This is a genomic window from Clostridium estertheticum (genome assembly GCF_011065935.2).
Taxonomy (GTDB): domain Bacteria; phylum Bacillota; class Clostridia; order Clostridiales; family Clostridiaceae; genus Clostridium_AD; species Clostridium_AD estertheticum_A.
The window spans coordinates 4,711,367-4,734,368 of record NZ_JAAMNH020000001.1 but is presented as its reverse complement, the minus strand read 5'-3'; the positions used below and the strand labels follow the sequence as shown (position 1 = coordinate 4,734,368).

Below are 23,002 nucleotides of genomic sequence, written 5' to 3'. Positions count from 1 at the left end.
AAGTGTAATAAAAATCAACTAGAGTACAATAATTCACTACATTGTATTTAGCCACTACAGTGAATTATGTATGAATACTAGATATAGTATGTATTACTTTAGTAATGTATATGCAGAAAAAATATGGTAAACATCTTAAAAGTGTATGCATACATTTGAAAAATAATTATTATTGTATATAATAATAGTAGAAGAGCGGTTTAGATTATATTAAAGACTAAATTGCATTAAGATTAAATCACAGGGGGATGAATATGGAAAATAGAGTATCATCAATTAAAACCATTGATATTGTACAAATTAGTTTAATGGCCGCTATTACATTTATAGCTACTTCAGTTATACACTTTCCAACTTTTATGGGAGTACTTCATTTCGGAGATAGTATGATCTTTTTATCAGCTATATTATTTGGAAGAAAAAAATCAGCAATATCATCTGCTGTAGGTATGTGTTTATTTGATTTAATGACAGGGTATACCATGTGGGCACCATTTACTTTTGTTATTAAAGGTGTAATGGGCTATATTGCCGGGACCATTGCTTATAGAAAGAATTATAATGGGGATAATTTTAAAAATAATGTTTTTGCTTTTGTTGTAGCAGGGATTTGGATGATTGCGGCATATTATCTAGGTGGAGCAATTATACTAACATTTATTTCTAAAGAATTTGCCCTTAGTAAAGCATTAATTGTTTCACTAAAGGATATACCAACTAACATTCTTCAAGTAGTAGGCGGTATTGTTTTAGCACTACCTTTAATAACAGCTTTAAAAACAAAAATTAATAGATAAGATAGTTATTTATGAAAAAAAGCCCTAGGGCTTTTTTTATTTTTTAGTTGCGTAGTTATTTCTATTGTTTTTTATAGTTTTAATATAAAATACACTGAAAATTATTGTTGGTATTAATATGAAGCACACTACAGACAAATAGACGTAAATATTTAAAAACTTATATAGTAATATTACTTTAGCGGATATGAAATAGGAAATTATGAATACAAATAAGGTAATAATGTATATCCAGTATTTATTAAAGAAAGAAAGTTTTTTTAATAGAATTAGTATAGCATTTAAAGTTAATACATATTTAATAAACCACCCACCTACCATTTGAAGCATTACAAAAAACTCCCCACCCTCTAAAAAACTGAAATAAGCAACTAACTGAGTTTGTATGAGCTTGGGATAGTTAATGCTAAGGACTCTAGCTATTCCAAAGGTGCTTAAAATACCGATATTTGCCACAATCTCCATTTGTATTACAATTAATATTGCAATAATGCAATGCTTTGTGATTTTTGATTTATTTGTTACTCTGGATAAAAATGGAATGCAAATGGCTATACTACCATAGCACCCCAGTGCCTTTATTACAGATAAAAGAAAGGAGGGGGTGACGCCATCAGCCATTATAGGAAGTAGGTAATTAAATTTTTTGTATTTGGCTGTAAGAATTGCTAGGTTTATCCCTGCCAACATAATAAGACATATACCGATAATGGTAACTATAGTTATTGCCCTAGTACCCTTCTTTGTAATATAAATGGCAGGTACTAATATAAATAAGAGGAAAAACCAAGTAGGGGTATCTGAAAGCATATTTAGATGCAAGGCATTTGCTTCTACTGAAGAACTTTCTATTAAGCTGATAATTAAAGTTATGATAAATAGTATCAAGAAAATATCTCCTATAGTTTTACCTAAAGCCTTATGGTATATTTCATCCATATTATAGCAATTGCTTTTTTTACAAACGAAAAGTAAAAAAATGAAATAAAAAAATAAAATAATAGAGGCAATAATAACGGAGATCCAGGAATCTCTACCGCCATTCACTATGAATACGTTGGGGTAAGTTTTCATTGCTACAATGGAAGTTCCCCATATTATGAACATTAAATGTTTTGTATTTAGCTTATCCATTTTTTCTCCTTATTTCCATTCTACACTGCATATTAAAAAAAAATTTCGATATATTAGTATTATTACCCAAAAGCAGAATATTAATCTTAACTATTACAAATAATAAAAAGGGTGATTAAAATGGAAAAAATAAATGTTGATTATATTAAGGATAAATTAAAAATTAGCTACGATGTAAAGTATAGAGAGATAGAATGCACGCTAGGAATAATATTCGGCGTGTTTATTGATGATTTGTGCGATTCTAAATTTATTAGTGAATACATATTTAATCCTCTAATACAAAAGAAGATTGAAACTGTAGAGTTAGAGTATATAAAAAAAGAAGTATTACCGGCTAATAACATTGGAGATATTAATAGTAATGATGAGGCTATATACCACGTTTTGTCTGGGGACGTGGTGCTTATATTCTCTTTTGCAAATAGTGCGATTTATTGTGAGGCAAAGGGGTATGTGAGGCGGAGTGTGGGAATTCCCGTTGCAGAAAACGTGATTAAAGGACCAAGAGAAGGATTTACAGAGGCATTTGTAGATAATGTATCACTTATAAGAAGAAAAATTAAAAATCCGGCTTTGAAATTTGAAACAGTAATTTTAGGAAGTAAATCTAATACGGTAACAGTAATGTGTTATATAGAAGGTGTGGCCCCTAAGAATCTTGTTGATTATATAAGGAATAAAGTATCTAATATAAAATTAGAGTTTATATTAGATTCAAGTTATATTGAAGAAGAATTGAAAAATAAGAACACAGTTTTCGACACAATAGGCACTACGGAAAAACCAGATGTGGCATCAGCAAAGCTTTTAGAAGGAAAAATAGCAATAATTGTAGATGGAAGCCCTTTTGTAATTACTGCACCACATTTTTTTGTGGATAATTTTCAAACACCGGATGATTATTATTCTAATAAGTATTTTGGTAATTTATCCAGACTTATGAGAGTGTTTAGTTTCTTCTTAGCTAGCTTATTGTCAGGGGTATATTTGGCTTTTACTACTTACCACTTTTCACTTATTCCAACAGTATTTGCTGTAAAGCTCGCAATTTCTAGAGCCGGTGTACCTCTCCCAACGGTGATAGAGTTATTACTAATGACTTTTTTCTTTCAATTACTTAGAGAGGCAGGGATAAGATTGCCACAGCCCATAGGTCAGGCAATGAGCATTGTTGGAGCTTTAATTTTAGGAGATGCTGCAGTGGGAGCAGGACTCGCATCTCAAAGTACTGTAGTAATCGTGGCACTTTCCTCTATAGCTTCTTTTTTAGTGTCTAAGCTTTATGGTGCTCTATCCATATGGAATATAATTATTATTTTATTTTCCTCAGTGCTGGGGCTACCAGGATTTTATATTGGTTTCTTTATTTTTATCTCACATATGGCTGGCCTAGAAAGTTGTGGATATCCATATTTATTTCCTTTAGGTACACTAGAAAGCTTTAAATTTAAGGATATATTCTATAGAAAAGATCTTAGCGAGATATCTAATAGTATTTTTGATAAGGGTGATCGTGATGAATAAGTATAAAAAAATATTAGTTATAAGCTTAATAATAATGAATTGTTTTAGCATGTCATCATGTTTTAGTTATAGGGATATTAATAAAGTTTTATTTATTACTGCCTTAATAATAGATGTAGATAATGATGGTAATCCTATATTGTATGGTGAAGCTTTTAAGGGAACAAGAGGAGCAACGCCTGTAGGTACGGATGAGAGAATCTTATATAAAGGAATAGGAAAAACAGTGTTTGAAGCTGTTAGAAATATGAATTCTACTTCTAGTTATAAATTTAATTATACACAGAATAAGGCCATAATATTTACTCAAAAGGCTGCAGAATACGGTATTGATAATTTCATAGATTTTTTAGATCGTGATCAGGAATTGCTTATAAGGCCCTATATTGCAGTATATTTAGGAGATCCAGAAAAACTTATAACGCTAAAGATGATTGAAGAGAAATACATTGGATCATTTGTAGTTCAGCTTATAGATAATATTGGATCATATTCAAGAGCTGTAAAACTAACTTTAAACCAATTTTATAATCAAAGAGGTATGGGGGATAAAACCAGTGTAATAACCATAATAGATATCCCAAAAGATAGTTTAGATGAAAAAATAGAGGTAAATGGGGGAGCAGTGATTAAAAAGGATAAAATGATTAACGTACTATCAAGAGAGGAGGGTCAAGGCTTTAACTTTTTAATGAATGCTATTTCAGGTGGTACTTTAGAAATAACTAATCCCTGTGATGTTAATAAATTTATAACTTTAGAAATTTTAAAAAATAAAACTAAGACAGAAATAAGCTATTATGATAATATTGTTCATTTAAAAAAGAAAATTAAGGTTAAGGTGGATTTTGGAGAAGCCCAAAAATGTATTACGCTTACCAAAGAAAATATCAAGAAAATCCAAGAGAAATCAGAAAATAACATTGTAAAAGCCTGCAATAATGTATTTCAAAAATACAAGGATATGAGCATAGATATCTTTGATATAACTGAAGAATTTTATGAGAAATATCCAAAAATAAAAATTGAAAATATTATTAATAAAACGGAGTTGAAAGTAGAAGTAGAAGTAGAAATAATGAACACTGGGGATGTTAAAAACTTTCAATAAAAAACCATAGAAAATTATGCAATTTAGTTGTATACTAATTATAGGTTAATGGGTTAATAATACATTTAGTTAAAAGGAATGTTAAATTGCATGGATAAAAATTTAGAATTATTAGAAAAGTTTGAAAGTCTATCTGAAGAATTTGAAACTTATCAAAATTTCGCTGAAAGTACCATACAAATTATGAGTGAAAAAAATACTAAATTAGAGAAAAGGTTAGATAATCTAACCAACATCGTTGAAATTAGCAAATATATTAATTCTAATATTAGTGATACTAACTTAATATCTATGATTAATGACATGATTATAGGTATTTCAGGTGTAACCTATTCCTCAATATATTTATTTGAATTTGACAAATTGGTAGTTAAGGCTACAAATAGCTATGAGGTGGATTTAAATTTAAAGTTTAAAGACCATTTTGTACAATTAGATGAAGGAAAATTATTTGTTATTAATTCTAAGGATTTTGTGGAAGAGGATTTAATAAAAGATAAAATACATTCAATAATAGGGATACCAATTAATTTAAGAGATAAATTTACAGGTTACATAATAGTTGAACATACACTATGGAACTTCTTTAGCCAAGAACATATTAATTTTATTTCTTCTATTGCAAATCAAATTGCTATAGCCATTGAAAATAGTTTATTGTATGCTAAGGTTAAAGAAAGTTCAGTGAGAGATCCGTTACTTGGAATATACAATAGAAAATATTTTTTTGACACCATAGAAGATAAACTTTCTAGGAATGCATTTATTGAATTTGCAATAGTTATGATGGACATTGATGATTTTAAAAAAGTAAATGATGTATATGGTCATCAAGTTGGTGATGAAATTTTACTCTGCGTTACCGATACTATAAATGAAAATTTGCAAAAGGAAGATATAGTGGCTAGATATGGTGGGGAAGAGATTGTTATATATATCCATGAAGTTAAAGATTATAACGTAGTTTATGATAGAATTGATAATATCAGGAAACAAATAACTAGTACCATAAGTAAGAGTAAAAATCTAAAGAATTCCATTACAGCTAGCTTTGGCATAAGCTATTATAGGGGAAATAAAAATGTGGATAAAGTATTAAAAACAGCAGATATAATGCTTTATAAAGCTAAATCGAGAGGAAAAAATAGAGTAATAAGCGAATAAAAGGGCCATGGTATTCCATGGCCTTTTGTCGAATGTACCTGAGCTTTTTTAGAAAGATTATCTTAGAAACATTGTATGGAAGTAAACATAATATATTATTATAGCGCGGCTGGAGTGAAATATATGGATACGAAAAAAATTAGCATATTGTTAAAGAGGGACGAAGGTACAAAATTAGATTTTAAGTTGAAAATGGATATAGTAATAGAAAGTGGCAAAAAAGAATTAGCTAAGGACATATGTGCTATAGCAAATTCCCGTGGGGGAAGAGGCTATATTGTTATTGGAGTGGAAGATAAGACAAAAAGAGTTATAGGTATTAATCTTGACGACTTTAAAGAAGAACAGTTTCAGCAAATTATTAGTTCGAGATGTGAACCACCCATTCCAATTTCCATAGATTTTGTGATATATCAAAGTAAAAACTTAGCAATTATAACTATATATGATGGTGGTCAGAAGCCTTATCAATTAAGGGAAAATGGCGCATTTTATATTAGACGTGGATCTACAACAGATACCATGAGAAAAGATGAATTAATTTCTTGTTTACAAGAAAATCTAAGTTTAAATATCGAAACAATGCCTATTATAAGTAGTGATATAAATAGTTTGGATTTTAATATAATTAACAAATATTTTTTAAACAAGGGAATTGTAGTAAATGAGGACAATAGACTAGGATTTATGGATAATACGGGGATAACTTTTGTTGAAAGGGATTATAACAAGAGAGTAGTGACCCTAGGAGGCTTATTGGTATTTTCTGAAGTTAATAGTATTTATATACCTCATAATATGATTAAGATAGTAAACAAGATAAATAATAAGGTTGATGAGGTTATAATTGTGCAAGGAAGTTTACTCGAGATGTTAGATAGGGTAGAAGAATTGTTCAAAAGCATATTCCCTTTAAATTATCCTATAGCTTCCGTACATGAAGCTGTAAAAAATGCAATACTTTATAGGGACTATACTATGTTTTATAGAGAAATAGAAATAGCAATAAACTACAATAGCGTCAGTGTAATTAGTCCTGGTAATTTATTATTTTCAACTAAAATTAATACTCATAATTATTCAAAAAGAAATATGTGGATATATGATAAGTTAATTGCTTTAGATGATAGAAAAAGGTTTATAAAATCTGGGAAAGGCTTTGCACGAATGAAAAAATCCTTTGCCAAATATGGTAAAGTAATATTTGTGGATTCCAAATATGATAATAGTTTTAAGGTGATTTTCCCAGGGATTAAGAATTTTATTTAATAAGTATAATATTGCAAAAATATTCTGAATAATATATAATGAATATAACTATATTGCGTACAGTGTAGACCTGTTTAATAATTATCTGGTTATGTTAGATAAAATAGGAGGCGGTTAACATGATTCATGTATTTTGCGGTAGAAAAGGTTCAGGTAAAACTAAAGCTTTGATTAAACTTGCCAATGAAAAGGTTGATGAAGTTAAGGGAAACATAGTTTATATTGATGATGACACTAAAGCTGTTTTGCAATTAAACAGAAAAATGAGATTTGTAGCTACAAATGAGTTTAATTTAAAAAGTAATAATGATTTTTATGGTTTTTTGTGCGGTATGCTTTCAAAGGATTACGATATTGATACCATTTTTGTTGATGGTGTATTTAATATTGTTGATGATAAACTTGAGCATACGGCACAATTGTTTTCTAAAATGGACTCTTTAGCTAAAAAGTATAATGTGGATTTTTATGTAAATGTTAGTTGCGAATCTACAAGCCCTCCGGAATTTTTAAAGGAGTATATCGCATAAACATTTAATTGATTTTTAGTGTAATGCAGGGTTTTAATCCTGCATTTATTGTAAACAGAGCAAATAGGTGAAAATGAATGTATATATCGAATAAACAGTTGTAAATAGATTAAATGATGGATTAGTAAACTTGATATACTTTAAATACATCTATACAATTAATGAAATGAAAGTTTATATTTAAAAGGCTGTGAAGGGAAAAAGTAACTATAGGAATTATTAAGAGAGCTAGTGGCAGGTGTGAACTAGTTAATGAATATAGTGAAATACATTCTGGAGCTTTAAGCTGAAATAAAGTATTTTTGTAGTAAGCTGAGACGGGTTGACCTTACGTTATAAGGAATGAGCGGATTGTTAAATCAATTTGGGTGGTACCACGGAATTATTTCGTCCCTTTCACAGGGGCGTTTTTTTATTTCCCGAAAATAATACAAAGGTAAAAACAAGGAGGAATAATTTATGTCAAATGTATATGATACACTATTCGAGCGAGGATACATCAAACAACTTACTCATGAGGAGGAAATAAAGAAAATATTAGATACAGAAAAGGTAACATTTTATATAGGTTTTGACCCCACAGCAGATAGTCTACATATTGGCCATTTTATTGCTATGATGTTTATGGCACATATGCAAAGGGCAGGTCATAGGCCAATAGCTTTAGTCGGTGGTGGAACTGCAATGATTGGTGATCCATCCGGAAAAACAGATATGAGAAAAATGCTTACAAAAGAAGAAATAGATTATAATATATCTTGTATAAAATCTCAGCTTTCGAAACTTATAGATTTTAGTGATGGTAAAGCAATACTCGAAAACAATGCAGAATGGCTACTAAACTTAAATTATGTAGACTTTATTAGAGATATAGGAGTGCATTTTTCAGTAAACAGGATGTTAACTGCTGAATGCTTTAAACAAAGATTAGAAAAAGGTTTATCTTTCCTTGAATTTAACTATATGCTTATGCAAGGATATGACTTCTTAGTGTTAAATCAAAAATATGGATGTACTATGCAATTAGGTGGAGATGATCAATGGTCTAACATAATTGCTGGTATGGAACTAATAAGAAGAAAAGAAAGTAAATCTTCATATGGAATGACCTGTGCATTACTTACTAATAGTGAAGGCAAGAAGATGGGCAAAACGGAAAATGGTGCATTATGGCTTGATGCAAATAAAACATCACCTTATGATTTCTATCAATATTGGAGAAATGTAGCAGACACAGATGTGAAGCAATGCTTATCCTTACTTACATTTGTACCAATGGATGAAGTTAGACGATTAAGTGCACTAAAGGATGAAAAGATCAATGAAGCAAAAAAAGTTTTAGCCTTTGAGGTTACAAAACTTATCCATGGAGAAGAAGAGGCTATAAAGGCTCAGAGCGCAGCAGAAGCACTATTTGGTGGTGGAACTAATATGAGTGACGTGCCTACAGTATCTATACCCTTAGGTATGAAAAATGGGGGATTCATGGACATATTAGTGTACACTAAAGTGGTACCATCAAAAGCTGAAGCTAGAAGGCTTATTGAGCAGGGTGGATTAACTATCAACGATAGAAAGATTGAAGATAAAAATGCAACTCTTTTAGACTCAGATTTTAAAGAGGGTAGTGTACTTATAAAAAAAGGAAAGAAAAAATACTATTCCTTAATCATAGAATAATAAAATTTTAAAAAAGCAAAGCTGAAGTTAATATTTTGGCTTTGTTTTTTAACTGTCCCCTTTAAAAAAATATGTTTCATACGATAATTAAGTATTGATAACTTTTGATAAGTTGTTATGACAAAAAATGGGAGGTGGCTTATGTCTATAATTAGCAATATTGCAATACTACAGAATCCACAAGCTAAAAAGGCTTTTAGTAAAATATCTTTTGAAGCTGGGGAAACCTTCAATGCTAGAATAGTAAGTACAGACCCGCAAAAGGGAGAAGTTAATTTAAAATTATTAGATGGATGGCAATTTTCTGCAAAGCTTGATAAGCCACTGGAACAAGCTCCTGAGGGTAGTGTGCTTAAATTTCAAGTAGAAGGTTTTGAAAATGATAAGCTTAAAATAAAATTAGTATATGAAGATAAAGAAGGTAAAACTAATGAGAATGAGGGCTTAGAAGACTTCAGTAAGGGGAAGTCACTAGGCACTCAAAAAGAAGATGCGCTACTTTTTTTTAAAATGATAAAACATGATATGCCGTTAACTAAAGATAATATAATTGATATAAAAAATTTAGTTGATTTTAGAGAAAAGATATCCTTAAATTCTAATAAAGAAGAAATTTTTATTGCTAAATATCTTGATAGTAGAAATATAGACCCCAGCAGTGAAAAGGCAAATGAAATAACAAAAACTTTAAAAAACTTTTTTGAGGCACTAAAGAATTTAGATATTGATGAGATATTATTATTTAAAGAAAATAATATAGAACTAACTAAAGGGAATTTAGACAGCTTTATAAAGCTATTTAAAGGACAGTCAGCGGTATATAATAATTTAAAAGATATTAATAACTATCTTTTAAATAGTGATACAAATAATAATACTATAAAGAATATACAGGACTCCGAAGTAGGTGGGAGCCAGAATAGTTTTATGGAGTTAGAGGAAGGTAATGAAGGGTTTACAAATGTAGATTTTAAAAATATTAGTAAAGAGACAAAGAATTTGGGTATGTTAAATAATGATAAAATAGTGGATGAAACTCAGAATGCAGATAAGGCTATCCGAGATAACGACTTAAAAGGGATAGTTAGTTTGATAAATAAAGAGTTAAAGGATTTGGATGTTAATTATAGGGTAGTAAATTCTACTATTAAAAATTTAGAACTGGATAAAACACTACAACTAGATAAAAGTTCACAACTAAATGTGGGCTTGGGAATAGATAAAAATATAAAACCAGGAAATATTAGTTTTAATAGGGGCACAATAATAGAAATAGTTGACAAAATTTTCAAGGGGTCGCAAATATCATTAAGTAAAGATAGTTATATTAAATTAATAGAAAATTTAGATGCGAAATTAAACATAACAAAGGTTGATACTAGCGGTGTGAAACTAGAAAGTATAGTTTCAAATGAAGAATTGCCAATAAATATATTACCAAAGGATAAGGCTATTGAAGCTGAACTAGATACTAAAAGTTTTATCAATAATAAAACTAATGTATATGGAAAAAATAATTCACTTAATGAAATTATAAATATGATAAAAAAGGAATTGAATATTTCCGAGGTAGAAAAGGGAATTATAAATAATGTAGAAAAAGATATAGAAAAGATAACTACAGATTTTCTCATTAAAGAGCAAATTAAATTGAAGACTGATGAGATTAAAAATATTGTTAAAGACCTTATTGAAAATAAACTCAATATAAAACCTGAAAGCTATGAAAAAGTTATGAATTTATTCCATGAAAAGCTCAATGATTTAAAAATGTTTAACTCTGTTTCGGAACAATATTATTTATTGGATTTGCCTATAAATGTTAAAGATGATGAATATCAATTTAAATTAATTATTAAAGATGATAGAAAAAAAGGAAAAAAGATCGACAGTAAGAATGTTAAGATTGCTACAAGTGTTAAAACAATAAATATGGGAACTGTGGATGCATATATCAAAATTAACAATAATAATATGAATATTGCTATTAATTGCGATAAATTCTGGGTTAAAGTTTTAAAATTGGGCCAAGAGAAGTTAATAAAGGATTTATCTAATCTAAATTATAGAGTTAATATTGAGGTTAATAATAAGGCTAAAGAATTTACACTAGCTAATTGTGGAGAATTTTTTGACGATAGAAGTTTTAATACCCTCAATTTAAAGGTATAATAAAATAGAACATTTAAAAAAATCAATCCTGAATATGCTAGAGTATATATATTTAATATAATTTAAATTATAACTGAAACATTAACGCGGGGTGTTAAAATGAAAAAAACTAAAAAAGCTGCTGCCATAAAATATGAACAAGGGTATGATGTGCCTATAGTAACTGCAGCTGGAATGGGCTATATTGCAGATAAAATTTTGCTTAAGGCTGAAGAAAGTAAAGTGGCTATTGTCCAAAATGAGGAATTAGCTAATTTGCTTTTAAATGTTGATATAGGATCAGAAATACCTTTCGAATTATATGATGCAATAGCAAAGGTTATTGCTTATGTAATGGATATAGATTCATTAATGAAAAAAGACTAATATATTAGAAAATTAACGAAGGAGGTATATTATGGCGTTGTGGGCAATATCTGATCTTCATTTAGCTTTAAATTCAGATAAACCCATGGATATATTTGGAGATAAATGGGAAAAACATCATGAGAAAATAAAAGAAAATTGGCTTAGAAAAGTTTCCACGCAGGATACTGTATTAATTGCAGGGGATATTTCATGGTCAATGAATATTTCAGAGGGCGTAGAGGATTTGGAGTGGATTCATAAACTCCCAGGTAAGAAAATACTTATTAAAGGGAATCATGACTATTGGTGGAGCAGCATTACAAAGCTTAATTCGCTCTATGAAGATATGAATTTCATTCAAAATAATTTTTTTAGCTATAAAGATTTTGCTATATGCGGAACCCGTGGGTGGAATTGCCCAGGAGCTGCAAGGTTTACGGAGCATGATGAGAAAATATATAATAGAGAGTTAATAAGGCTTCGAATATCATTAGACGAGGCAATGAAGAATGGGTATAGTAAATTTATAGTAATGCTTCATTATCCACCTACTAATGATAAATTCGAAGAAACTAAACTTATAAGTATAATTAAAGAATATAATGTGGCAAAGGTCATATATGGACATTTACATGGACCATCACTAAATAGGTTATATGAAGGAAATATAGAGGGCGTGGAGTATATAGTAACTTCTTGTGATTATTTGGATTTTGATCCACTAAAGATATTAGAATAGCATAAAAGTGAATATTTCGTGGATAAGTATGACTATTAAAACTAATTATATGGATAATAAATTTAATAGTTATAGACATATGAAAGCAAAAAACAAGTCAAAGATACTAGCATATTGACTTGTTTTTTGTTTTCATGTGTTTAAATTACTATTTAAATATTTTAGAGAAAAAACCAGATTTCTTAATAGTTTCTATTGGCTCAAAGTTCTCTGTAGAAGCTTTATTTAGATTATCATTAGCAGCTAATAATGTAGCAGCTTCTTCTTTTATCAAGTCTTTCATATCACGAGCAAGTTCTTTCAGACTCTGCTTTACATTAGGAGTTGTTATCACATTACTAAACCACACTAGTGAATTTTCTGTATCGCCTAGACGTCTATTTAATTCCCCAATAAGATACATAGCACTGTATTTATCCATGCCATATATGGGGAATACCTCTGAGTAATATGCGTCACTAAGTCCTTCTAGTGCCTGCTTTAAGAATGTTAGCTCCATCTCCTGGGCTTCTTCGGTTTCGAGTAACCTGTGCATCCAGGCAAGCTTCATACAAGTGATGGCCTTCTTACTTGATTTTGCATTGATTACTATATAATTTAGAAGGGAGAGTTTGTACCTTTCGATAGCAACATGTACATCATAAAGTTCAGGATACATTCTCCCCTTCCACTTAGGCGATATAGACTTTTGTACTTGTTCTATTTCTATACTTCGTATACTATAGAAATCTGCTTTCATAGCTGAATATCCGCAAGAATTACAAACCCAAACATCATAGAAATAAGGATTAATTAGTGAATATCTAATAAAAAAGTCACTATCTTTTTTTATCATCCTGTAAGCCGAGGATTTTACTGCGCTAGCTTTAAAAACATGGTTACATACTGGACAGGTAACTTCTTTACTATATAGAAGAGACTTTTCAGTGTTCTCTTCTTTTTTCTCTTTCTCAATTGTAATTTCTTTATTATAGATTTTAATATCGTTAATATTATCAAAGCCCATATTTTCTAGACCAGAAAACATTTTTTTATCCATTTGATCACCCCAAAATAAAATTTACGTAGTATAATTTGGTATATTCACCTAAAATAATTGCTTTTATATTAATTTAGTAGTAAATTAATTATAACAGAAAATTAATAAAAATATAATAATAATATAAAACACCATCCAAAAGTTTCTATATGTTAATTGTAAACAATATTTTAATTGTAAACAATATGCTAATTGTAAACATGAAATTTTATGTAAAGGACTGAGTATATGGCAATAAGAGAGTGGAAAAAATTCTTAATTCCTTATGAACAGGCAGTAGAAGAGTTAAAATTAAAATTCAAAAGCATAAGGAGAGAGTATCGTCGTAAAAATGACTATTCACCTGTAGAATTTGTTACAGGAAGAGTTAAAGAAATATCTAGCATTCTTGAAAAAGCTAATAAATTCTCTATACCTCTGGATAGAATTGAATTTGAAATGGAGGATATTGCAGGTATAAGAGTAATGTGCCAATTTGTAGATGACATTGATAAGGTGGTAAATTTAATTCGTGAAAGACGAGATATGCATATAGTTTATGAAAAAGATTATGTTGCTAATGTAAAAGAGAGTGGGTATAGAAGCTATCATATGATCATAAAGTATCCTGTAAATTTAGTTGATGGTCAAACGGAAATACTAGCAGAATTTCAAATTAGAACCTTGGCAATGAATTTTTGGGCTACAGTAGAACATTCTCTAAATTATAAATATAAGCATGATATACCAGAATATATAAGAGAAAAACTTAAAAATGCGGCAGATGCTGCTTTTCAATTAGACCAGCAGATGTTAGAAATTAAAGACGAAATTAAGGATGCACAAAAACTCTTTGAGGTTAAATCTAATTTGGTATCCGATATAATGAATAACATTCTTATGATTTCTTCCCTTGGAAAATTAATGGAATCAACTAGGTATAGAGAACAACTTAATAAGCTACTAGAAGAGGGCGAAGTCTTTGAACTTAGCAGCCTTCTTAAAGCAACTCAAAAAACCTTAGACGTGTATGGAGTTTCGTAATATGTAAATAGTTTAAATCAAAAAAAGAGGGTAGGGAGTCTAAACTAAGACACCTACTCTCCTTTGCTAATATAAAAAACTTTCAATTCTTATCTGTAAAAACTGTATGCAATTTTCCTAAGAAGCCACTATATTAACTAGGCGTCCTTTAATTACAATAATCTTTCTTACAGTTTTGCCCTCTAGTGAAGCAATTAGTGTTTCATCCGCAAGAGCGGCTTCTTTTATAGCATCTTCATCTAAACCTTGAGCTATAATTATTCGGGATTTAATTTTACCATTTACTTGAATAGCTATCTCTATTTCATCTTTGATTAGGGCTTCTTTATCAAACTTAGGCCAACTTTGATTAAATATAGAGTAATCCATACCTAAGGTTTCCCACTTTTCTTCCGAGAAGTGAGGAGCAAATGGAGCTAAAAGTAAAAGGTAATCCACAAGCACTTCTTTTAAGAAGCTACTATTTACGGTTTCTTCATTAACATATTTTGATATGGCATTTGTAAGTTCCATAAGTCTTGCAATAGCAGTATTAAATTGAAGCTTTTCTGCGTCTTCAGTAACTCCCTTTATTGCAAAATGTCTCCAGTAGTTTAATTCTTTTTCTGCCGTATGAAGAGATTCTGCTTTATTACTTTCCTTTAACATTTCGTTAATTCCAGTATCAATTGCTCGTTCAATTCTATCAACGAACTTACCGATAGCTTTTATACCATCATCACTCCAAGCGCCACCATCAGTATAACCAAAGCCAAACATTAGGTACATTCTAAACACATCTGAGCCAAACTCTTGTATATACTTGTCTGGGGAAATAGTGTTTCCTTTGGATTTACTCATTTTTAATCCGTCTGGTCCTAAAATTAAACCCTGATGTGTAAGAGATAAGAAAGGTTCATCAAAGTTTAAGTAGCCCATATCGCGAAGAGCTTTGGTGATAAATCTTGCATAAAGTAAGTGCATACATGCATGTTCAGGCCCACCAACATATTTGTCTACAGGGAGCATTTTGTTTATTAAGTCTGTATCAAAAGCCTTTTCACTATTTTTGTTATCTACATATCTTAAATAGTAGAAAGATGAACAAACAAAGGTATCCAAGGTATCTGCCTCACGACGCGCAGGACTGCCACAAACAGGGCAAGGTACATTAATAAAATCCGAAGATTTAGCAAGAGGTGATTCGCCGTCAGGCGCAAACTCTACGTCATAAGGTAGTTCTACAGGAAGCTGATCTTCTGGTACTGGAACAGTCCCACATTTATCACAGTGAATTATTGGAATAGGAGCTCCCCAATATCTTTGTCTTGATACTAACCAATCACGAAGCCTAAAGTTTACTTTTCCTGTTCCTAAGTTTTGAACTTCTAATTTTTTTACTACAGCGTCTTTTCCCTCCTCCGTGGATAAACCATTAAACTCTTCACTATTTACCATTTTTCCATGTTCCGTATAAGGAAGATTTTCATCGCTCGCCATCGCGTTTTCGGTACCTGAAATTACGCTTTTATAACCAACAATTACTCTCTCAATAGGTAAATTATATTTAGTAGCAAAGGCAAAATCTCTATCATCATGAGCAGGAACAGCCATTACAGCACCAGTTCCATAGGTATTTAATACATAGTCAGCAACCCAAATAGGGATTTTTCTTCCGTTAATAGGATTAATAGCATAGGAACCAGTAAATACACCGGTTTTTTCTCTTGTAATAGATTGTCTTTCTATATCAGACTGTTTATTAGCTGCATCTCTATAAGCCACCACAGCAGCCTTATATTCACCTTTAGTGAGAACATCTACAAGTTCATTTTCAGGGGCAAATACCACATAGGTAACACCATATAGAGTATCTACTCTTGTAGTGAATACACTAAAGTCTATATCTGAATCTGCTACCTTAAATGTAACCTCAGCACCAGTAGATTTTCCTATCCAATGTTTTTGCATTGCTTTAGTTTTTTCAGGCCAATCCAAGGTATCAAGCTTTTCTAATAGTTCATCAGCATAATCAGTAATTTTTAAAAACCATTGTGTCAAATTCTTTTTAGTAACCTCAGTGCCACATCGCTCACAAGAACCATCTACTAATACTTGTTCATTTGCAAGGACTGTACTACAGCTAGGGCACCAATTTACAGGTGCTTTTTTCCTGTAAGCAAGACCTTTTTCAAATAGTTTTAAGAATAACCATTGAGTCCATTTATAATAATCTGGACGGCAAGTTACAACTTCATGATCCCAATTAAACATTGCTCCCATAGCCTTTAATTGCTTTTCCATAGTAATAATGTTTTGCTCTGTAGAGTCCTTTGGGTGCACCCCTGTTTTTATTGCGTAGTTTTCAGCAGGTAGCCCGAAAGCGTCAAAGCCCATTGGTTGAAATACATTATAACCCTGCATTTTCTTCATTCTAGCCCAAGAATCTACAGGACCATAGTTAAACCAATGCCCAGCATGTAATTGGCTTCCGGATGGATAGGAGAACATTTCAAGTACATATAGTTTTTTCGCAGTATTATTCTCATCAAATTTGTAGAGATTAGTTTCTTCCCATTTTTGTTGCCATTTTTCATCGATGGTTATATTATATTTTGCCATTAATATTCCTCCTTGTATGATCTAAGTAGAAAACAATTATTGATTTTTTTATTTAGCCTTTAATGTTTACTGCAGTTAGATTTTTTTAGAAAATAAAAAAAACCTTCATCTCAACAAAGAGACGAAAGTAAAATTCCGCGGTACCACTCTAATTAGGCATTACACCTCACTTACGAATATAACGGTTTTAACCGTACTTGTTTTAGCAAGTAAGCTCTTACTTAAAAGGCAAATCTTTACTTAAAAGTAAGCTCATAGGCAAGTTCGTATTATATCATTACTGCTTCACACCAAATAAGCAGCTCTCTTTAAAATGCTATAAATACTACTACTCCTAATCAAAGCAATTTATTATATTATATTATACTTTGTTTATTAAAGGATTATTATCCATTATAATTTAAATAGAATTTTCTGTCAAGAGCAGGTTTTAGGTTCATTCACCTAAAGATGCTACTAGTGTCTTTGACATGTCATTTGTTTCATTTGACTTAACTGAATTTTTTAATAAGGTTTTTATTAGCATAGGCTATAAAAATAGTAAGGGCATAGTCATATACAAGAAAGCCAAATTCCATAAAGAGTATTAGTAAATATATATTTATATTAGGAATATTTAATAATACTAATTTATATATAAATATAATTAAAGCGGAGCTTATATTAAAATATAAAAACTTAAGTACAAACTCTAGAGGAATACTCCTTAATTTTTCTACGAAATACTTCACGAAACCATAGGAGCCAAAAATCAGTATATAGGATATACTTATAAGCTTTGAAGGTATAATAAATAAACTAAGCAAACAAACAGCACTATATACAACAACAGTATTTTTTACTCCAGTAAGTAAAATGGAAAGCGGTATAATGCAAGAAGCTACACCTAATATAAATAATCTATTTGTAGGAAAAACAGAAGAAAGATATAGTAATATTAAACTAAGTGCTGCGAATATGCCCCCCTTAGCAATATTATTAGATTTCATAAAAATCATCTCCTAAATTAATATACTTAGCAACAGGAAATAAGATCTCCGCCTAAACATTCACAAATACTATCCGCACACCATAAGTTAATACACATATTACCCATATCAGAATCTCTGTTGCGTCTGCCATAATAGTTACCTCTATAATTTGTGTTTCTAGTATTTAGTTCATTAAAGCTTCTCCTATATTCAACATTATTAGGCTCTAGTGAGCAGGCTTTGCTAATAAAATTGTAAGCACTGTCATGCCAGCTCTTTTTTAAATGAACCATTCCCATTAAATAATTCCATTCAGCCGTTTTTGTATTCATGGAACCTAATTTCTGCTCAGCAGAAGAAAGGTTTCCACTGTTTAAATCCATTCTTATTGATTGATATATGTCTCTGTTAACATAGTCATCATTTGAAGAAGAATTATAATTGTTAGAAGAATTATAAGTATTTGAAGACTGGTAGCTATTAGAGGAACTTGTATTTTTCATAAGTGAATCATAAGCTTCATTTAGTTCCTGCATTTTTTCTTCTGCTAAATCTTTTAGTGGATTATCACCATACTGATCAGGGTGATATTTTTTTGCCTGTTCTCTATAAGCCTTTTTAATATCTTCTTTTGATGAGCCTTCGCGTACACCAAGTATTTCATATGGATTTGCCATCTTTATATTCCACTCCTTTTATATAATCGATATCTAATTTTTCATTAAAAACTTTATGCATTTTTTCCATGAGTCCAAGCTCTAATATATTATATAATATATCCTCGTTTTTGGTTAGTGGTAATGAATTTAAATTTTTCAAACATTGCTGGGCGCAAGTAGTCAATATATAATCAATTCTTGGCTGTATGCATTTCGAAAAACTTTTGAAATCCAAATTATCTGTATTAAGTAATGAACTTATAGCATTAAAAGAAGCGCTTTTTAAATCCTTTTCTAAATCATCATAAGCATCTATAATATATATCCATTTACCTAAATTATAACCAAGCCAATATAAATCCTCTTTAAAGGGTGCATCCTTATAATAAAAGGATATTATAAAGCCCGTAAGGTCAGCAAAAACATGAGATAACTCATCTATGGATAGATGCTCATCTATGGATAAATCCATAGAATTGACTTCTAAAGTATTTAACAATATTAGCTTTACTTCAGTATACTTCATTACTTCAGTATATTCTACTTTGGATTTTTCTAAATATTTCTTTAAAAATATTGAAAAAACTTTACTTTTCATTGTTTTATTATCGCACGCGTCATCCATTAACTTATAATATGCTAAAGTGGTATTACAAAAGGCCGCATAATCTAAAGCCAAATTATTGCTAATCATAACCCTTTTTTTAAGTGGATGAATTGCGCAACTAAATTTAGTGAAGTTGCATTTATTATCACTAAGTGAATCTAGAAGTACTGCTAAAAAAGTCATATCAAAATTTAAAGTAAGTCTTGGCACCTGACCATAGTTATTTTTTATAGAATTACATAGACCGCAATAATATGCTTTGAATTTTTCGTAGTCTTTTATCTTCATTTCCATTTTACATGGAGTTACATATCCAAACATTTATAGCCCCTTCACTTCTAATCTTTTTGATTTTAGTATTTCATAAATAGTTTTAGAGGTAGTATCCGAGAGGCTATAGCCTAGCAAGTTTACAACTTCGCAAAGTTCATCCTCATCTTCACTTTCAATTTCTATATAAGGAAAAGGACAGAATTCCTTCTCATTTATGTCTATTTCTATAAGAGTATTTTTATACTTATAGCTTTCCCTATATTTTTTAATGGATTGTATAAGCTCAAGACCTAAGGCTTCAAATATACCTTTAGCTGCTACTTCATCTTTAATTTCTGATTCATGCTCATCCATAATTTTGTACTTTTCTTGGCTTATAAGTTTTTTTGTGGTGATATAGTGCAACGTGGAGTTTGTTAACTCATCTTGGATAGTGCGTATTCTTGCATAGCCTTTGCTCTTAATTAGCCTTTTATCCGAGAAATCATAAATATTATTTATTTGATTTTCTTGCTTAACTTTTGGAGCATTTATATTCAATAATTTTCTGCGAATTTCCTCTACATCGATATCTATAATTCTAGTTTCTATTTCTTTCATAGTTCCTCCTTGTTTGCCTCTGGGTCACATAACAATTATTACATTAATTGTGATTATATCATAATCTAAATAAAGTAACATTAATATTAGATTAAAATAACAGAATTAAATAAAATTATATATACCATTATGGTTGCCTAATTAGGGATAATAATATTCTCTTTATATCTTCGAATATAGCAATATATGAATTTGTTATAAATACATTTACATAGTATAATAATTAAGTGTAATAATTAAGGGTAATAATTAAGGCCATTAGAATAAATAAAAAATCAAAATGTAGTATATTTATTTTTATGTGCATTAGATAAATAACAAGGTGGTGTTTTTTTGGAGTACATAAAAGAAGTTAATATAAATGAGGCTATTATTCATGTTTTAGATAATAATGCAGATGAACCTATATTGAATGAATATGCCTTGGATTTAGATGAAGAAAAATATAATTTTTTATTGAAACATATTCAGAAGTGTTTAAAAGATGAAGACTTAAAATATGGGGTATTTAATTCTGATCGAAACATAGTAAAAGACTTATCTCAGGAATACTTAAATGGTGAAAATAATTTACTGGTTGTATCTAAGGAACTGGCAAGTCAGATGTTTGGTTTGATGAGATCTAAGGGGAGCATTCCATCCTGCGATTTGATAGTAGTATCTTTTACTACAGAATTTGGACCAATACTTGGTATATTCAAAATGGATTATATTAAGAATTATGTTCACACTATAGAGTTTGTAGATAGTAAGTTAGGCATTGATATAGTGCCGCAGTTCACTGGCCTTCCTGGTTCATCTCAAAGGATACAAAAATGTGCTTTTTTGAAGCCCATTAGAAATGAGAATAATTTTGATCTAATGGTTATTGATAAAAGGGTTAAGAGTAAAGAAGCGAGTAATGATCAAGTCAGCAGCAGTGAAAATCAGGAATATGGTTCAAACTACTTTATTAATGATTATTTAGGTTGCACAATTATTGATAATGAAAGAGATGTTACTAAAAACTTTGTTAAAGCAGCTGAAAAATTTACCCAGAATACCTTCCCAGAAAATGCTGATAAAGCAGAAGCTGTTAGAACTGCTATAAAGAGGAAACTTAAAGAAGAAGATAGTATTGATGTTAGAGAGTTGTCCCAGGAAATATTTTCTGAAAATCATGAAACTAAGGAAAAATTTGTTGATTTTATTACGCAGCAAGGAATCACAGAAAATATTAGTCTTGACAAAGAATGGATAGATAAAAAGCTAAAAAGAGTAAGACTTAAAATTGATAAGGATATTGACTTATATGTGGACACTGAAACGTATCATGATAATAGCCGCTTTGAAATACAAAGAAATGGTGATGGAACAATTAATATGGTCATTAAACATGTAAGCAATTATGTTGAAAAATAGAAAAGTAAAAAGTATATATTACTACTAATGCAATCACTTCGCTAAGAACTACTAATTATATTTTTAATTAATCTGCTAAAAAACATAAACTCGCTGTCGCTCAAACATATGTTTTTCTTAACGCATCTTATTTAAAAATATAATAAGAAGTTCTAAAGCTTATTCTAATGCATTATACGTAATATATACTTTTTTTGCGCATGAAAACATTTGTTAGTTTCCTATATAATAAAAAAAACTAAAAGACTCACGTATAATTATACTGTGAGTCTTTTAGTTTTAATCACTTAGATTTAAATTATTTAGATGAATTAGCAGAACCTAAAACATTAGTGATTTTACCATCAACTAATTTAGTAATGTTATTTCTTGCTTCTCCAAGATATTTTCTTGGATCTATTTCACCAGGAATTTGAGTTAGAACTTTTCTTATTGAACCTGTCATAGCAAGTCTTAAATCAGTATCCATGTTTATTTTACAAACAGCCATAGAAGCTGCTTTTCGGAGCATTTCTAGTGGTATTCCCTTTGCTCCTTTAATATCTCCGCCAAATTCATTGCACATAGCAACGAAATCTTGATCTACAGCAGAAGCTCCGTGAAGAACTATTGGGAAGTTGTGCATTCCAGCTTCTTCTAATTTTTTAGTTATTGATTCTAATCTTGCAAAGTCAAGTTTAGCTTCGCCTTTGAATTTATAAGCACCATGGCTTGTTCCTATAGCTATAGCTAAAGAGTCAATGCCAGTTCTTTTTACATAATCTACTGCTTGTTCTGGATCAGTATAAGTTGCATCTGCAGCTGAAACTGAAACAGCATCTTCAACTCCAGCAAGTTTTCCAAGCTCAGCTTCAACTACAACACCTTTAGAATGAGCATATTCAACTACTTCTTTAGTTAATCTTACGTTTTCCTCATAATCAAAATGAGAACCATCATACATTACTGAAGTAAATCCAGAAGCTATTGCAAGTTTAACTTGAGCAAGATCTGAACCGTGATCTAAGTGAAGAGCTACGTCAAGACCAGTGTCTTCTACAGCTGCCTCTACCATTTTTCTAAGGTATGTAGGTCTAGCATATTTCAAAGCGCCACCTGATACTTGAAGAATAACTGCGGACTTGTGAACTTCACAAGCATCCATTATTCCTTGAATTATTTCCATATTATTGATGTTAAATGCACCAATTGCGTAATTTCCTTCAAAAGCTTTTTTAAACATATTAGTTGTAGTAACTAAAGCCATATTAATTCCACCTTTCAAATTTTGTGACAGGGACATATATTGTCCCTGTGGGACTTTTTATTGTCTAATATAATTATAAGCTATAAATGGACTATTTTCTACCCTTTTACT

The 23,002-nt window shown here is 30.2% G+C and carries 20 protein-coding genes and 2 other annotated features; of the genes, 12 read left to right on the top strand and 8 right to left on the bottom strand.

Translation table 11 applies throughout. The features are described from left to right. The first annotated feature begins 248 nt into the window (after nucleotides 1-248). A complete protein-coding gene (locus tag G9F72_RS22545) occupies nucleotides 249-797 on the top strand; it encodes an ECF transporter S component (RefSeq protein ID WP_411955941.1) in 549 nt (182 codons plus the stop codon). Between the two features lie 36 nt (nucleotides 798-833). On the opposite strand, the gene G9F72_RS22540 is transcribed toward G9F72_RS22545, so the two are convergent. Further along, entirely contained in the window at nucleotides 834-1,931 is a 1,098-nt protein-coding gene (locus tag G9F72_RS22540; RefSeq protein WP_164959068.1) for an endospore germination permease, read from the bottom strand. Between the two features lie 120 nt (nucleotides 1,932-2,051). Between G9F72_RS22540 and G9F72_RS22535 the strand changes: the two genes are divergently transcribed. The 9 genes from G9F72_RS22535 (at nucleotide 2,052) to G9F72_RS22495 (ending at nucleotide 12,471) form a co-directional block, all read left to right on the top strand. Further along, nucleotides 2,052-3,458: a spore germination protein gene (locus G9F72_RS22535; protein WP_164959067.1), complete on the top strand. Its 1,407-nt coding sequence runs from the start codon at nucleotides 2,052-2,054 to the stop codon at nucleotides 3,456-3,458. Next, complete coding sequence (locus G9F72_RS22530; RefSeq protein ID WP_164959066.1) at nucleotides 3,451-4,569, top strand: Ger(x)C family spore germination protein; 1,119 nt, start codon at nucleotides 3,451-3,453, stop codon at nucleotides 4,567-4,569. The genes G9F72_RS22535 and G9F72_RS22530 overlap by 8 nt, the downstream gene beginning before the upstream one ends. 90 nt (nucleotides 4,570-4,659) lie before the next feature. Further along, the gene (locus G9F72_RS22525; RefSeq protein WP_164959065.1) at nucleotides 4,660-5,733 is read left to right on the top strand and encodes a sensor domain-containing diguanylate cyclase; all 1,074 of its coding nucleotides are present in this window, start codon (nucleotides 4,660-4,662) and stop codon (nucleotides 5,731-5,733) included. A 123-nt stretch (nucleotides 5,734-5,856) separates the two neighbouring features. After that, complete coding sequence (locus G9F72_RS22520) at nucleotides 5,857-7,002, top strand: helix-turn-helix domain-containing protein (RefSeq protein WP_164959064.1); 1,146 nt, start codon at nucleotides 5,857-5,859, stop codon at nucleotides 7,000-7,002. A 119-nt stretch (nucleotides 7,003-7,121) separates the two neighbouring features. After that, nucleotides 7,122-7,532 (top strand): ATP-binding protein, encoded by a 411-nt coding sequence (locus tag G9F72_RS22515; RefSeq protein ID WP_164959063.1) that lies wholly within the window; start codon nucleotides 7,122-7,124, stop codon nucleotides 7,530-7,532. Between the two features lie 181 nt (nucleotides 7,533-7,713). Beyond that, nucleotides 7,714-7,930 (top strand) — a binding site (T-box leader). A 61-nt stretch (nucleotides 7,931-7,991) separates the two neighbouring features. Then, complete coding sequence (gene tyrS, locus G9F72_RS22510; RefSeq protein ID WP_164959062.1) at nucleotides 7,992-9,212, top strand: tyrosine--tRNA ligase; 1,221 nt, start codon at nucleotides 7,992-7,994, stop codon at nucleotides 9,210-9,212. 141 nt (nucleotides 9,213-9,353) lie between these two features. Beyond that, nucleotides 9,354-11,384: a hypothetical protein gene (locus G9F72_RS22505; protein ID WP_164959061.1), complete on the top strand. Its 2,031-nt coding sequence runs from the start codon at nucleotides 9,354-9,356 to the stop codon at nucleotides 11,382-11,384. A gap of 99 nt (nucleotides 11,385-11,483) precedes the next feature. Continuing rightward, nucleotides 11,484-11,750, top strand: a complete 267-nt coding sequence (locus G9F72_RS22500; protein ID WP_164959060.1) for an EscU/YscU/HrcU family type III secretion system export apparatus switch protein — start codon at nucleotides 11,484-11,486, stop codon at nucleotides 11,748-11,750. A 31-nt stretch (nucleotides 11,751-11,781) separates the two neighbouring features. Next, a complete protein-coding gene (locus G9F72_RS22495; protein WP_164959059.1) occupies nucleotides 11,782-12,471 on the top strand; it encodes a metallophosphoesterase in 690 nt (229 codons plus the stop codon). A 148-nt stretch (nucleotides 12,472-12,619) separates the two neighbouring features. Here the strand turns inward: G9F72_RS22495 and G9F72_RS22490 are convergent, their stop codons facing one another. Further along, nucleotides 12,620-13,477: a DUF2225 domain-containing protein gene (locus G9F72_RS22490; RefSeq protein WP_411955970.1), complete on the bottom strand. Its 858-nt coding sequence runs from the start codon at nucleotides 13,475-13,477 to the stop codon at nucleotides 12,620-12,622. Between the two features lie 261 nt (nucleotides 13,478-13,738). Here G9F72_RS22490 and G9F72_RS22485 point away from each other — a divergent pair, with 261 nt between their 5' ends. Beyond that, entirely contained in the window at nucleotides 13,739-14,533 is a 795-nt protein-coding gene (locus G9F72_RS22485) for a GTP pyrophosphokinase family protein (protein ID WP_164959057.1), read from the top strand. 117 nt (nucleotides 14,534-14,650) lie between these two features. On the opposite strand, the gene leuS is transcribed toward G9F72_RS22485, so the two are convergent. The 5 genes from leuS to G9F72_RS22460 all read right to left on the bottom strand — a co-directional run bounded on the left by leuS (nucleotide 14,651) and on the right by G9F72_RS22460 (nucleotide 20,244). Then, nucleotides 14,651-17,134: a leucine--tRNA ligase gene (gene leuS / locus G9F72_RS22480; protein WP_164959056.1), complete on the bottom strand. Its 2,484-nt coding sequence runs from the start codon at nucleotides 17,132-17,134 to the stop codon at nucleotides 14,651-14,653. 114 nt (nucleotides 17,135-17,248) lie between these two features. Continuing rightward, nucleotides 17,249-17,485: a binding site (T-box leader), on the bottom strand. A 140-nt stretch (nucleotides 17,486-17,625) separates the two neighbouring features. Then, nucleotides 17,626-18,123: a hypothetical protein gene (locus G9F72_RS22475; protein WP_164959055.1), complete on the bottom strand. Its 498-nt coding sequence runs from the start codon at nucleotides 18,121-18,123 to the stop codon at nucleotides 17,626-17,628. A gap of 26 nt (nucleotides 18,124-18,149) precedes the next feature. Beyond that, entirely contained in the window at nucleotides 18,150-18,782 is a 633-nt protein-coding gene (locus tag G9F72_RS22470) for a J domain-containing protein (protein ID WP_164959054.1), read from the bottom strand. Further along, nucleotides 18,766-19,692 (bottom strand): DUF5685 family protein, encoded by a 927-nt coding sequence (locus G9F72_RS22465; protein ID WP_164959053.1) that lies wholly within the window; start codon nucleotides 19,690-19,692, stop codon nucleotides 18,766-18,768. The genes G9F72_RS22470 and G9F72_RS22465 overlap by 17 nt, the downstream gene beginning before the upstream one ends. Beyond that, nucleotides 19,693-20,244: a class IV adenylate cyclase gene (locus G9F72_RS22460; RefSeq protein WP_164959052.1), complete on the bottom strand. Its 552-nt coding sequence runs from the start codon at nucleotides 20,242-20,244 to the stop codon at nucleotides 19,693-19,695. A gap of 333 nt (nucleotides 20,245-20,577) precedes the next feature. Between G9F72_RS22460 and G9F72_RS22455 the strand changes: the two genes are divergently transcribed. Beyond that, a complete protein-coding gene (locus tag G9F72_RS22455; protein ID WP_164959051.1) occupies nucleotides 20,578-21,645 on the top strand; it encodes a nucleoid-associated protein in 1,068 nt (355 codons plus the stop codon). A 298-nt stretch (nucleotides 21,646-21,943) separates the two neighbouring features. Here the strand turns inward: G9F72_RS22455 and G9F72_RS22450 are convergent, their stop codons facing one another. Further along, nucleotides 21,944-22,891 carry a ketose-bisphosphate aldolase gene (locus G9F72_RS22450; RefSeq protein ID WP_164959050.1) on the bottom strand — a complete coding sequence of 316 codons (948 nt, stop codon included), beginning with the start codon at nucleotides 22,889-22,891 and terminating at the stop codon, nucleotides 21,944-21,946. Between the last annotated feature and the right edge of the window lie 111 nt (nucleotides 22,892-23,002).

Bases quoted from the DNA above. Each gene is read 5' to 3' on its own strand.
- G9F72_RS22545 (WP_411955941.1), top strand. From the start codon at position 249: ATGAATATGGAAAATAGAGTATCATCAATTAAAACCATTGATATTGTA.
- G9F72_RS22540 (WP_164959068.1), bottom strand. From the start codon at position 1,931: ATGGATAAGCTAAATACAAAACATTTAATGTTCATAATATGGGGAACT.
- G9F72_RS22535 (WP_164959067.1), top strand. From the start codon at position 2,052: ATGGAAAAAATAAATGTTGATTATATTAAGGATAAATTAAAAATTAGC.
- G9F72_RS22530 (WP_164959066.1), top strand. From the start codon at position 3,451: ATGAATAAGTATAAAAAAATATTAGTTATAAGCTTAATAATAATGAAT.
- G9F72_RS22525 (WP_164959065.1), top strand. From the start codon at position 4,660: ATGGATAAAAATTTAGAATTATTAGAAAAGTTTGAAAGTCTATCTGAA.
- G9F72_RS22520 (WP_164959064.1), top strand. From the start codon at position 5,857: ATGGATACGAAAAAAATTAGCATATTGTTAAAGAGGGACGAAGGTACA.
- G9F72_RS22515 (WP_164959063.1), top strand. From the start codon at position 7,122: ATGATTCATGTATTTTGCGGTAGAAAAGGTTCAGGTAAAACTAAAGCT.
- tyrS (WP_164959062.1), top strand. From the start codon at position 7,992: ATGTCAAATGTATATGATACACTATTCGAGCGAGGATACATCAAACAA.
- G9F72_RS22505 (WP_164959061.1), top strand. From the start codon at position 9,354: ATGTCTATAATTAGCAATATTGCAATACTACAGAATCCACAAGCTAAA.
- G9F72_RS22500 (WP_164959060.1), top strand. From the start codon at position 11,484: ATGAAAAAAACTAAAAAAGCTGCTGCCATAAAATATGAACAAGGGTAT.
- G9F72_RS22495 (WP_164959059.1), top strand. From the start codon at position 11,782: ATGGCGTTGTGGGCAATATCTGATCTTCATTTAGCTTTAAATTCAGAT.
- G9F72_RS22490 (WP_411955970.1), bottom strand. From the start codon at position 13,477: ATGGGCTTTGATAATATTAACGATATTAAAATCTATAATAAAGAAATT.
- G9F72_RS22485 (WP_164959057.1), top strand. From the start codon at position 13,739: ATGGCAATAAGAGAGTGGAAAAAATTCTTAATTCCTTATGAACAGGCA.
- leuS (WP_164959056.1), bottom strand. From the start codon at position 17,134: ATGGCAAAATATAATATAACCATCGATGAAAAATGGCAACAAAAATGG.
- G9F72_RS22475 (WP_164959055.1), bottom strand. From the start codon at position 18,123: ATGAAATCTAATAATATTGCTAAGGGGGGCATATTCGCAGCACTTAGT.
- G9F72_RS22470 (WP_164959054.1), bottom strand. From the start codon at position 18,782: ATGGCAAATCCATATGAAATACTTGGTGTACGCGAAGGCTCATCAAAA.
- G9F72_RS22465 (WP_164959053.1), bottom strand. From the start codon at position 19,692: ATGTTTGGATATGTAACTCCATGTAAAATGGAAATGAAGATAAAAGAC.
- G9F72_RS22460 (WP_164959052.1), bottom strand. From the start codon at position 20,244: ATGAAAGAAATAGAAACTAGAATTATAGATATCGATGTAGAGGAAATT.
- G9F72_RS22450 (WP_164959050.1), bottom strand. From the start codon at position 22,891: ATGGCTTTAGTTACTACAACTAATATGTTTAAAAAAGCTTTTGAAGGA.